Consider the following 13,118-nt stretch of genomic DNA (forward strand, 5'->3'; position numbering starts at 1 on the left):
GTTGCCAAAACCGGTCTGTCCGCCCAGGACACTAACCTGACCACCATTTCCAACAACCTGGCAAACGTCTCGACCACGGGTTTCAAACGTGACCGCGCCGAGTTCCAGGACTTGCTGTATCAGATCAAGCGTCAGCCAGGCGCCCAGTCGACCCAGGACAGCGAACTGCCGTCGGGTCTGCAAGTGGGTACCGGTGTGCGCATTGTCGGCACGCAGAAAAACTTCACCGCCGGCAGCCTGCAAACCACCGAACAGCCGCTGGACCTGGCCGTTGACGGTCGCGGTTTCTTCCAGATTCTGCAACCGGACGGCACCACGTCCTACACCCGTGACGGTACTTTCCACCTCGATTCCAATGGCCAGGTCGTCAACGCCAGCGGTTTCGCTCTGGAACCAGCCATCGTCATTCCGAACGATGCCCAGACCTTCACCGTCGGCCGTGACGGCACCGTATCGATCACCGTTGCCGGCAACCCGGCTTCCCAAGTGATTGGCAACCTGCAAACCGCCGACTTCATCAACCCGGCCGGCCTGCAAGCGGTGGGCAACAACCTGTTCCTGGAAACCGCTGCTTCCGGCGCGCCGCAAGTCGGTACTCCGGGCCTGAACGGTTTCGGTACCACGCTGCAGAACACCCTGGAAACGTCCAACGTCAGCACCGTTGAAGAGATGGTCAACATGATCACCACTCAGCGCGCTTACGAGATGAACTCCAAGGTGATCTCCACCGCCGACCAGATGCTCTCGTTCGTAACGCAGAATCTGTAATCAAGTCTATGAGGCGGCCATGAGGTCGCCTGCAACACCGTGAGGTAGGGTCATGAATCGCTTCGTATCTGTTCTGGCATTGAGTGGAGTCGTCTCGCTCGCGGGCTGCGTCGCTCCGACGCCCAAGCCCAATGACCCTTACTACGCCCCGGTGTTGCCGCGCACGCCGTTGCCGGCGGCCGCCAACAACGGCTCGATCTATCAGGCCGGCTTCGAGCAGAACCTGTACAGCGATCGCAAGGCGTTCCGGGTCGGTGACATCATCACCATCACCCTGAACGAGAGAACCCAGGCGAGCAAAAACGCAAACTCGCAGATCGGCAAGAACAGCGATACCACGGTCGGCCTGACTTCGTTGTTCGGTTCCAGTCTGACCACCAATAACCCGCTGGGCAGCAATGACCTGAGCCTGAACGCCGGCTACAGCGCTGACCGCGCGACCAAGGGCGACAGCAAGGCTGCGCAGGGCAATACCCTGACCGGTTCGATCACCGTGACCGTGGCCGACGTACTGCCCAACGGTATCATCGCCGTGCGCGGCGAGAAGTGGATGACCCTCAACACGGGCGATGAGCTGGTGCGGATCGCCGGTCTGGTGCGTGCCGATGACATCGCCACTGACAACACCGTTTCGTCGACCCGTGTCGCCGACGCGCGCATCACCTACTCGGGCACCGGTTCGTTTGCCGATGCGAGTCAGCCAGGCTGGTTCGACCGTTTCTTCCTCAGCCCGCTGTTCCCTTTCTAGGTGGCTACGTTGAACTTCAAGAGCCTCATGCTCGCTGCGGCCATGATGTCCGCAGCCTTTGGTGCCCACGCCGAGCGGCTGAAAGATATCGCGAGCATTTCCGGCGTGCGGTCCAACCAATTGATCGGTTACGGTCTGGTGGTCGGGCTTAACGGCACCGGTGACCAGACAACGCAAACTCCGTTCACCCTGCAGACCTTCAACAACATGCTCTCGCAGTTCGGTATCAAAGTGCCGCCGGGATCGGGCAACGTGCAGTTGAAGAACGTCGCGGCGGTGTCCATCAGTGCTGATCTGCCGGCGTTTGCCAAGCCAGGCCAACAGGTCGATATCACCGTTGCCTCGATCGGTAACTCTAAGAGCCTGCGTGGCGGCACCCTGTTGCTGACCCCGCTCAAGGGTATCGATGGCAACGTCTATGCAATCGCCCAGGGCAACCTGGTCGTGGGCGGTTTCGATGCTGAAGGTCGAGACGGCTCGAAGATCACTGTCAACGTTCCGTCGGCTGGTCGCATCCCTGGCGGTGCATCGGTGGAGCGCTCGGTGCCGAGCGGTTTCAATCAGGGTAATAGCCTGACGTTGAACCTCAACCGTTCCGACTTCACCACCGCCAAACGCATCGTCGACAAGATCAACGACATGCTCGGCCCTGGTGTCGCTCAGGCCATCGACGGCGGCTCGATCCGCGTTACCGCACCGCTCGATCCGAGCCAGCGTGTCGACTACCTGTCGATCCTGGAAAACCTCGAAGTCGATCCGGGTCAGGCGGTGGCGAAAGTCATCATCAACTCGCGCACCGGCACCATCGTCATCGGTCAGAACGTGAAAGTCTCGCCGGCCGCCGTAACCCACGGCAGCCTGACCGTGACCATTACTGAAGACCCGATCGTCAGCCAGCCAGGCCCACTGTCCAACGGCCAGACCGCTGTCGTGCCACGTTCCCGCGTGAACGCCGAACAGGAGGCCAAACCGATGTTCAAGTTCGGCCCTGGCACCACCCTCGACGAGATCGTCCGTGCGGTGAACCAGGTCGGCGCGGCACCGGGTGACTTGATGGCCATTCTCGAAGCACTGAAGCAGGCCGGCGCGTTGCAAGCCGACCTGATCGTGATCTGAGGCCGACGACTATGGATATGCGCAAGAGCGGTCTGGTCAGCAGCAGCGATTCGGGTTCTTACTCTGACCTCAATCGTCTGAACCAGCTAAAGGTCGGTGACAAGGACAGTGATGCGAACATGCGCAAAGTTGCGCAGGAATTCGAATCGCTGTTCCTCGGCGAGATGCTCAAATCGATGCGTTCGGCGACCAATGCCCTGGGTGAGGACAATCCGCTCAACACGCCGGCCGCCAAGCAGTATCAGGAAATGTACGACCAGCAACTGGCCGTTTCCATGTCCCGCGAGGGCGGTGGTATCGGTCTGGCCGACGTGCTGATGCGCCAGATGTCGAAGAACAAACCAATGGCGCCGGGTGAGGCTGCGGCCGCGTCCGCCGCCAAGCAGGAAGAAGCCAAAGCCAAGGCCGCTGCCGTGGCAACGCCGATTGCCGCTGGCACCGTCGCCACCAATGGCCCGTTGTCGCGCCTCAATGGTGAGCGTCCGCTGTGGGCCTCGCGTTCGGTCAATGCGCCTAACACGCAACTGGCCCACCGCAACGACATGGAATTGATCAACCAGCGTCGTCTGGCCTTGCCACCGAAACTGGCTGATCGTTTGCTCGCAGGCCTGGTGCCTTCGGCCACCACGACAAGCGCCGCAACGCAATTGCCACAGCGCGCCACGACTGCCGCCACCACTGGCGCAGGTCCGCTGTACAACGGCGACTGGCTGGCACGCGCCGAGGCTGACAAAGCCTCCGGTGGGCAGATGCAGGTTTACGGCCGGGCGATGGCGCAGATTCCATTGGCGCCGGCGAAAAAAGCCTTCAGTTCTGCCGACGAATTCGTCAACACCATGCTGCCGATGGCCGAGGAAGCCGCCGCTCGTATCGGCGTCGATCCGCGTTACCTGGTGGCGCAAGCCGCACTGGAAACCGGTTGGGGCAAGTCGGTCATGCGTGCTCAGGATGGCAGTAGCAGCCACAACCTGTTCGGTATCAAGGCGAGCAGCAACTGGAAGGGTGATTCGGCCCGGGCAATCACCAGCGAGTTCCGTAATGGCGCGATGGTCAAGGAGACGGCCGAGTTCCGTTCCTATGCCTCGTACAAGGACAGCTTCCACGATCTGGTGACTTTGCTGCAGAGCAATAATCGCTATCAAGAAGTGCTGAAGTCGGCCGATAACCCAGAACAGTTTGTACGCGAGTTGCAAAAGGCCGGTTACGCCACCGACCCGAACTACGCAAGCAAGATTTCGCAGATTGCCAAGCAGATGAACGTTAACCAGAACTACGCTGCGGCGGGCGTTTCGACAACGCCTCTATAAAACATAAAGTAAGGTTTGAACCATGAGTTTGCTCAACATCGGGATGTCGGGTTTATCCGCTAGCCAATCTTCTTTGATGGTGACGGGCAACAACATTGCCAACGTCGATACGGCCGGCTACTCGCGCCAGCAAACCGTGCAGAATTCAAAAAGCTCGATTCAGAACGGCAACCTCTGGATCGGCACCGGTACGACCCTGGCCGACGTGCGCCGTGTCTACAACAGCTACATCGACGCCCAGTTGCAGACCACCACTTCGCTCAACAGCGATGCGGCGGCTTACCTGGGTCAGGTCACTCCGCTCGACAAATTGCTGTCCGATAGCGGCACCGGCCTCAATGGCGCGCTGACCAAGTTTTTCGCCTCGGTGCAGAACGTCAACGCCAAGCCGGGTGATGATGCTTCGCGCCAATTGCTGCTAAGTGATGCCCAAGCCTTGAGCGCGCGCTTCAACTCGGTTTCCAGCCAGTTGAACGCGCAGAACTCGGACATCAACGGCAACCTGACGAGCATGGCTGATCAGGTCAACAAACTGGCGAACACTGTCGCTCAGTTGAACCAGAAAATCTCCGAAATTTCCAACTCCGGTGGCCAGCCCAACGAGCTGCTCGACGCGCGTAACGAGACCATTCGCCAACTGTCGACCTTCACCGGTGCGCAGGTCGTCGAGCGTGGCGGCAACATGGATATATATCTGGGCAACGGTCAGCCGCTGGTGATGGGCAGCACGGTCAGCAAGCTGGAAGTCACGCCAAGCAAGACCGACCCATCGCGTATGGCCCTGCAGCTCAATAACGGTTCCAGCACTGTCGACATCACCTCGGGCATCACCGGTGGCGAGATCGGTGGCCTGCTGCGTTATCGCAGCACCGTGCTCGACCCTGCGATGAACGAGCTGGGCCGCGTGGCACTGGTCGTTGCCGATCAGATGAACACGATTCAGGCGCAAGGCATCGACAAGAACGGTGACTTTGGCGGCAGCCTGTTCACCAGTATCAATACTGCGGCGAACATGTCTGCGCGCAGCACCGCCACTATCGGCAACAGCGCAGGTTCCGGCAAATTCGATGTGAGCATCGAAGACACCGGCAAGCTGACCATCAACGATTACAAAGTGACCTTCACCAGCGCCACGGACTACACCGTGCAGCGTCTGCCGGAAGGCACCGCCATGGGCGCGTTCAGCACCACCACCAACCCGCCTCCGGTCATCGACGGCTTCTCGTTGAAACTCACTGGCGGCACGGCGGCGGCGGGCGACACGTTCAAGATCACCCCGACGCGCAGCGCGGCGGCCAACATCAAGACCGAGATGACCGACTCCAAGCGTCTGGCCATCGCAGCTCCGTTGGGCGCTGCCATTGCCCCCGGCGGCAGCGGCACGCTGACTATTCCGGCCAGCGGTCAACCGACCCTTACCACGAAGTTCGATATCTACGACGCCACCACCACCACGGCGATGCAGAACGGCATGAAGTACTCGACGCCGGTCAAAGTGGTGTTTGGCGATCCTTCGGCGGACGGCACCAGTCAGGGTTACCAGCTACTCGATGCCAAGGGCGGTGTGTTGAGCAGCGGCACCATCAAGCCGGGCCAGAACAACACCCTGAACCTGAGTATTCCGCTCAAGGACTCGACCGGCGCTGCGATCCCGCCAGCTCCGGCCACCCAGTACACCGTCAATTTCGATATGACCGTCGCCGGCTCGCCAGGCAAAGGCTCGGCGATCAATGTCAGCCTCAGCCAGCCGGGCACACTGGACAACCGCAACGGCGGTGTACTGGCTGACTTGCAGACCAAGCAGACAGTGGACACCGGTTCGGCCAGCAAAGGTATTTCCCTGACCGACTCCTACGGCAAACTGGTCGAAGGTGTCGGCGCCAAAGCTGCCCAGGGCAAGCTCGACAGCGCGGCCACCGACGCCATTCTGGCCAACGCCAAAGGTGCGCGTGATTCGTTGTCCGGCGTCGACCTCGACGAAGAGACCGGCAACCTGGTCAAGTTTCAGCAGTACTACACCGCGTCCTCGCAGATCATCAAGGCTGCGCAGGAAATTTTCAGCACACTGATCAACAGTCTTTAAGGGAGTCGTAATCCATGCGCATTTCTACCGGCCAGTTTTACGAATCTTCGGCAGCCAACTATCAGAAAAACTTCGCCAACGTGGTCAAGAGCAGCGAAGAGGCCAGCAGCCTGATTCGCGTCAACACGGCGGCAGATGATCCGGTTGGCGCTTCGCGTCTGCTGCAATTGGGCCAACAGGCTTCGATGCTTGATCAGTACGAAGCCAACGCCACTACCATCAAAGGCACACTGGGTACCGCTGAAGCGGTGATGACCAGCATCAACAACGTGCTGCAGCGTGCCAAGGAATTGGCTGTGAGTGCCGGCAACGCCGGGTACACGGACGCCGACCGTCAGGCCACGGCGTCCGAGCTGGGTCAGATCGAAGAGCAACTGCTCAGCCTGATGAACAGCAAGGACGAGAACGGTAAATACATCTTCGCCGGCTCCAAGGGCGACACCGTACCGTTCACTCGCAATGACGATGGCACTTACGCCTACAACGGCGACCAGGTGACCCTCGATCTGGCGATCGGTGACAACATGAAGATGGCCACCAACACCACCGGTTGGGAAGCTTTCCAGCAAGCGGTCAACACCAGCCGCAGCCAGGTCACCATGACGGCGCCTGCGGTCAATGACAATCGCGTGGTTCTGTCCAACGGTCAGGTGTCGTCGAACGTCAGCTACAACAGCAAGTTCCGTAGCGGCGAGCCGTACACTGTTGATTTTGTCAGCGGCACCCAGCTCAAAATCACTGACTCGGCCGGTAATGATGTGACGGCCGAAGCCAGTCAGGGTGGTGCGTTCGATCCGAAAAGCACGGCCGGTCAGACGGTCAGCTTCCGGGGCGTGGACCTGACGCTGAACATCAACCTGCAATCGGGCGATGTGCCGGGCACCGTGCTGCCGGGTCACACGTTCACACTGGCGGCCAAGCCTGACACCTTCACCGGTACCCGCAGCCCGGGCAACCCGTCGTCGGCCCAGATCACCGGCAGCAGCGTCACCAACTCGACGGACTACAAAGCCAGTTTCCCGACCGGTTCAGCGGTGATGAAATTCACCAGCGCGACCGCGTTCGATCTGTACGCTGCACCGTTGACCGCTGACAGCAAACCGGTGTCCAGCGGCACTGTGGTCGCAGGCGTGGCCACTGCTTCGGGTGTGAGTTTCAACATCAGCGGTACACCGGCTGCCAACGATCAGTTCAGCGTGGCCGTCAATACTCACGAAACCCAGAACATTCTGGACAGCGTGAGTCAGTTGAAAAACGTGCTGAACACGCCAACCAATGGCAATGCGCTGGCTATCCAGCAATTGCAGGCCGGTCTGGCCTCCGGTCTGGGCAACCTCGCCAGTGGCACCGATCAGTTATCCAGTGCGATCAGTTCGGTCGGTGGTCGGGGCTCATCGCTGGTGACCCAGAGCGATACCAATCAGTCGCTGGTACTGGCCAACGCGCAGACACAATCGTCGATCCGCGAATCCGATCCGGCTGAGGTCATGACCCGTCTGACCCTGCAGCAAACCATGTTGCAAGCCTCGCAACTGGCCTTCAGCAAGATTGCGCAACTGGGCTTGTTCAACAAGATCTGAGTCTGTGCCTGTCGAGCTGCCAACCGTCTTTTCCTAAGCGGTTACGGGGTTCCTGCCTGAAGAGGGCAGGGACCCGCCGCTCGAGAGTTTCCCGCCGTGAATCAACACCCCCTCGTCAGTATCGTCATCCCCGCCTTCAACCCGCGCTTCTTCGATCAGGCGCTGATGAGTGCGCTCGCGCAGACGTATGAGCACCTCGAAATCGTCATTTGCGACGACTCGGACGATGAGCAGATTCGCCAGATTGTCGAGTCGTTCGCCGAGCCGGCTCATCCGATCCGCTATCTGCGTAACCCGCAGCGTCTGGGGTTACAGAACAACGTGCTGCGTTGCGTCGAAGAGGCTCGTGGCGAGTTCGTCAAAGTGTTGTGCGATGACGATCGACTGTTCGCGCCGAGCATTGCCCTGCAGGCGCAGGTGCTGATTGATCACGCTGATGCCAATCTGGTGTTTGCCTTGCGCATGCTCAGCGACGCCGGCAATTTCCTCTTGCCGCCGCGCGTTGACAATTGCCGGTTCAGCCCGAACGACGCCTTGTTCAAGGGCGACGACATGCTGGCGATCTTCGAATCCACGCCGTTGAATTTTGTCGGCAACTTCAGTGCCGCGTTGATGCGTCGCGCCGACGTGCTGGAGTTACTGCCTGCGCTTATTCAAGAGGGTGCAGGTTTTGTCGCCACGCTCGATTTCGCCTTGTTCGTGTGTCTGATGCGCCGCGGCAATATGGTCTCGCTCAACACCGTGCTGAGCACCGAGCGGTTGTACCCGGAGCGGCTGAGCCGTACGCCGGAAATGCTCAAGCGAGCGCGAGTGGAGTGGGAGTGGCTGGCGCAAATGCTTGTTGCCCGTAGTGGCGAAGCCGCGCCGGCGGCTGGCTGGGTGCGCTATATCGATTTGGCCAACATCAATGATCAGCCCCACGCCTGGCAAGAGCTGTGCGTGACGCGCATTCTCGGTAACCGCAATACCGTGGTCAGCGGCCGGGTTGGCGCCGAAAGCGAAAGCTATGACGATTTCTATCGGGAGTGGCTATCGATCCGCTGCTTCTCGCCGGTCGAGCAACAGCAGATGCCGCAACGCATCGCCAGTTGGTCGACGCGGTCGCAGATTGTGCCGATTGTCATCGACCCTGACGGCGATATAGAGGCCTTGCAAGCCACGTTGCGCGGCATCGAGGCTCAGCTTTATGCGCCGGCGGCGGTTGTGCTGCTTTCGGATGCGCAGTGCGATGTCGGCGAGCGAGTGCTGCAGTTGCCGTTTCAGGCCGACTGGGCGCAGCAACTCAACGCGGTGATCCCGCAACTGGAAGGTGCCGACTGGTTTTACCTGCTGCGTGCCGGCGACACCTTGCGCGAATCAGCGCTGTTGATTCTGGCCGAGCGCATCGCCGCAACGCCGGGCCTGTTGTGTGCCTACAGCGATGAGGGGGCGCTGATCGAAGGTGAATCCATCGAACCGGTATTCAAGCCGGACTTCAATCTCGATCTGATGCGCGCCTACCCTTATGTTGGACGCGCTCTGGCTTTCGAGCGTCAGCGCTATCTGGCTGTGGGTGGCTTCGATCCGGCCCATGGCGAACTCGCTCCGCATGACTTGTTGTGGCGCCTGGTGGAAGAAGCCGGCCCGCAGACCATCGAGCACATCGCCGAGATTCAGGTGGAGTCCAGCCTGACGTATGCCCAGTGGCTGTCGCTGCCGGAAGTGATCGATCACAACGCTGCGATGGTCGGCGCGCATTTGCAGCGCATCGGTGTGGATTACAGCATTCGTCATGAAGAGATGCCGCTGATCAACCGCGTCGACTATCACCACGCAGAAAATCCGCTGGTGTCGATCATCATTCGGGCCGGCGATTCGTTGCACGCCTTGCAGCGTTGCACCGAGAGCCTGATTGAGCATACCGCCTACAGTCGCTACGAAATTCTGCTGGTCGACACCGGCAGCACTGAGTCGGCGATGATCGAATGGCTGGCTGCCATGGCTCAATTGGGCGCCTCGATGCTGCGGGTCGTGCAGTACGCCGGAGCCGACAATGTCGCCGCCCTCCGTAACTTCGCCGCCGATCAGGCGCGGGGCGAGTATTTACTGCTGCTCGACGCCGAGGCGGTGATCTATGAAAGCGACTGGCTCGACGAACTGCTTAACCAGGCCCGGCGTCCGGAGGTTGCCGTGGTCGGTGCCCGCCTGCTCAGCCCTGAAGGGGCGATTGTCAGTGCCGGTTTGATTCTGGGGCTGGCGGGGCCGGTCGGTTCGCCATTTGCCGGTGAGTCGGCAAGCTCTCGCGGCTACATGCAGCGTCTGCACGTGGTGCAGAACTGGAGCGCGGTCAGCAGTCAATGCCTGATGGTCCGCAAGCAAGTTTTCGATGCGCTCGGGCAGTTCGATGGCGAGACGTTCGCGCGCGGATTGAGCGACGTCGATCTGTGTCTGCGGGCAGGCAGCGATGGCTACTTGGTGGTCTGGACGCCTTATGCCAGTGTCGTGATTGCGCCGTTGACCGAGAATGCGCCGCTTGCCCTCTCTGAAAAAGAGGAAGAAGCGTTCCATCGCCAGTGGATGCCGAAAATCATCAAGGATCCGGCGTACAGTCCGTCGCTCAGTCTCGGCGTGTCGAGCTTCAGTCTGGAGCCGTCGTTGCGCAATAACTGGAATCCGTTCTGCTCCCGTCACTTGCCGCTGATTCTCGGCTTGCCGGTCAACAGTTCGGCTGTCGGTCATTACCGTGTGACCGGGCCGCTGGCCGAGCTTGAAGCCTCTGGCCGGGCGCTTGGCCGCTGGGCTTACGAGTCGCCTTCGACCGTCGAAATCGAGCGTCTGGCCCCGGATTCGATCATTCTGCAATGCCGCTATAGCGACGGTGCGGTCAGCGATATTCAGCGAATCAAGAAGTACTCCAGCGCGCTGCGAATCTTCGAACTCGACGACTACGTGATCAGTGCGCCAAAGAAAAACACTCACGCGCGCAATAAACCGGTCAACACCGAACAGATGCTGCGCGAAGGTATTGCGCTGTGTGATCGTGTGGTGGTCACCACCCAGGCACTTTCCGATGCGTTGTCGAGCATGCACAGCGATATTCGCATTGTGCCGAATATGCTTTCGCCGGAGCCGTGGGCGACCCTGACCAGTCACCGTCGTACCTCGAGCAAGCCGCGCGTGGGTTGGGGTGGCGGCACCAGCCACTCGGGGGATCTTGAGATCATTGCCGAGGTCGTGCGGGAACTGGCGAACGAAGTCGAGTGGGTATTCTTCGGCATGTGCCCGGACGAGTTGCGTCCCTACATTCATGAATTTCATTCGGCCATCAGCTTGCAGAGCTACCCGTTCAAACTGGCCAGTCTGAACCTCGACCTAGCACTGGCGCCGTTGGAATTCCATATTTTCAATGACTGTAAGAGCAACCTGCGTCTGTTGGAGTACGGTGCCTGCGGCTACCCGGTGATCTGCACCGACACCGAGGCCTATCGCGGGCACCTGCCATGCACCAAGGTCTACAGCAACAGCACCGCAGAATGGCTGCAAGCGATTCGCATGCACCTCGCCGATCCGGACGCCAGCTACCGCATGGGCGACGAACTGAAGGAAGCGGTGCACCGTGATTTCATGTTACGCGGTGACAACCTCAATCATTGGTTGTGGGGCTGGTTGCCGGATTGATCTGAACTCGGCGGGCAAAAAAACGCAGGTGACCTCGCGGTTGCCTGCGTTTTTTTTGTCTTGCTCTCAGCCTTTAATGGCACTGGTCGATAAATTTCAAATGTGTGCCCACTCAAGCGAGGAGTGCCTCGCCCCAGGGACAGGGTTCAACAACAACGCAAGGAAGAAACACATGGCAGTGATAAATGGAACGGGTGAAGCAGACAACATGCAGATGGACGCGTCCGTTGAAAAAATGACCTTCACCGGCACCGGCGATTTCACCGGTTATGGAAATGCCGGTGACAACCTGATCATTGGTGGTGCCGGCAATGACCTGCTGTTCGGGGGAAACGGCGCGGATCACTTTGTTGGTGGTGAGGGTTTTGACACGGTCAGCTACGCCGACAGTAGTGAAGGCGTGTTCATTGATATGGCGCAAGGCTGGATGTCTACCGGTTTCGCCAACGGTGATACGTTCACCGGAATCGAAGCCATTCAGGGTTCAGGCTTTGACGATGTACTGTTTGGCAAGGAAGCCGGGCAAGCGTTCGATGGTGGCGATGGCTACGACGTTCTGAACTATTCCGATTCATTGGAGGCTGTCAGTGTTGAGCTGCGCATCGGTGGTCTGGTCAGCAATGTGGAAAAAATCGTCGGCTCCCTGCTGGACGACCATTTCACGATCGATACCGGTGGCGTAACGGTTGACGGTAGTCAGGGCAATGATGTCTACATCATCAACAGTACCGGTGTGACCATTTCCGAAATAGAGAGTGGTGGTGTGGACGAGCTGTATACCAGTCTGTCAGTGATGACCATGGATCCGTTCATCGAGCGCATGACTTATACCGGCACGGGTGACTTCACCGGCCATGGCAATGCCGGTGACAACATGCTGACGGGCGGCGCCGGCAATGACGTGTTGTCGGGTGGCGCGGGCAGTGATGCCTTTTACGGTGGTGCGGGGATCGACATTGTCAGTTATGACGACAGTGATGCCGGGGTAAACATCAATCTGGCGTGGGGTTCACAAACCGGTATTGCCTCGGGTGACACGTTCTACGATATCGAAGGCCTGCGCGGCAGTCAGTTTGATGATTGGCTGGATGGGGATTCGAATGGCAATTATCTGGAGGGTGGTGCCGGCAACGATTTCATTCGCGGTGGCGAAGGGGCCGATCACATTTATGGCGGGTTGGCATCCGGTCTCGACGGCACGGCACCGCAGGGCGATACGCTTTGGGGGGGCGAGGGTGATGACGTTATCGTCAGCGCTGCCAACGACCTGGCTACTTTTGCCAGTGGCGATGAGGGAAATGACACTATCACGGTCAATCGGGGCAGTGCTGACGGCGGCGACGGCAATGATGTTCTGACCGGCACCGGCAGCTATTACACGTTGTCCGCAGGCAACGGCGATGACCTGCTGATCCTGAACCTCGTGGGCAGCCAGGGCACGGGTGGTCAGGCGCGTGGCGGTGAGGGTGATGACACCTATGTCGTGAACACCACGGGGTTGGTGACCATTCAGGAATATGGCAGCAGTCTTAACGACACGCTGGTGTTGAACACCATCGCCAATGCCAGCCAGTTGAGTGTCACTCGGGTGGGCAAGGACGCCTATTTGCACAGTGCCAATGATGGCAGTAGCGGCGTTCCAGCCAGTGGCGTGAAGCTGGAAAACTGGTACGCGCAGGGCAACACCATCGAGCATATCCAGACGGCCGACGGCATGATCTACGATCTGCCGGCCACCGGTGACGCTTTCGCCCTATTTGGTTGATCCTTTGACGCCTTCAACTTCAGGCGTGCGCGATGAAGGGATGAGTCCACTGTTGGATTCGTCCCTTTTTTATGCCCGTCGCACTGCCGACGCA

Annotated in this window: 8 protein-coding genes; all 8 read left to right on the top strand. The window is 59.6% G+C overall.

Going from position 1 to position 13,118, the window contains the following annotated elements:
• A partial coding sequence (gene flgG / locus ACIOVB_RS21115; RefSeq protein ID WP_401271021.1) for a flagellar basal-body rod protein FlgG occupies positions 1–768 on the top strand: 768 nt, incomplete at its 5' end.
• 52 nt (positions 769–820) lie between these two features.
• Positions 821–1,516 (top strand): flagellar basal body L-ring protein FlgH, encoded by a 696-nt coding sequence (gene flgH / locus ACIOVB_RS21120; protein WP_187677349.1) that lies wholly within the window; start codon positions 821–823, stop codon positions 1,514–1,516.
• Positions 1,517–1,543: 27 nt separating this feature from the next.
• Positions 1,544–2,632, top strand: a complete 1,089-nt coding sequence (locus tag ACIOVB_RS21125; protein ID WP_401271073.1) for a flagellar basal body P-ring protein FlgI — start codon at positions 1,544–1,546, stop codon at positions 2,630–2,632.
• Positions 2,633–2,643: 11 nt separating this feature from the next.
• Complete coding sequence (gene flgJ / locus ACIOVB_RS21130) at positions 2,644–3,939, top strand: flagellar assembly peptidoglycan hydrolase FlgJ (RefSeq protein WP_401271023.1); 1,296 nt, start codon at positions 2,644–2,646, stop codon at positions 3,937–3,939.
• Positions 3,940–3,961: 22 nt separating this feature from the next.
• Positions 3,962–6,022, top strand: coding sequence for a flagellar hook-associated protein FlgK (gene flgK, locus ACIOVB_RS21135; RefSeq protein ID WP_401271026.1), 2,061 nt, complete (start codon positions 3,962–3,964; stop codon positions 6,020–6,022).
• Positions 6,023–6,036: 14 nt separating this feature from the next.
• On the top strand, positions 6,037–7,602 hold the full coding sequence (locus ACIOVB_RS21140) for a flagellar hook-associated protein 3 (protein ID WP_401271028.1): 1,566 nt from the start codon (positions 6,037–6,039) through the stop codon (positions 7,600–7,602).
• Positions 7,603–7,698: 96 nt separating this feature from the next.
• A complete protein-coding gene (locus ACIOVB_RS21145; protein WP_401271030.1) occupies positions 7,699–11,259 on the top strand; it encodes a glycosyltransferase in 3,561 nt (1,186 codons plus the stop codon).
• Between the two features lie 172 nt (positions 11,260–11,431).
• Positions 11,432–13,024 carry a calcium-binding protein gene (locus ACIOVB_RS21150; protein ID WP_401271032.1) on the top strand — a complete coding sequence of 531 codons (1,593 nt, stop codon included), beginning with the start codon at positions 11,432–11,434 and terminating at the stop codon, positions 13,022–13,024.
• The last annotated feature ends 94 nt before the right edge of the window (positions 13,025–13,118 follow it).

Origin of the sequence: Pseudomonas sp. NPDC087639 (genome assembly GCF_044743385.1) — a bacterium.
Classification (GTDB): Bacteria; Pseudomonadota; Gammaproteobacteria; order Pseudomonadales; family Pseudomonadaceae; genus Aquipseudomonas.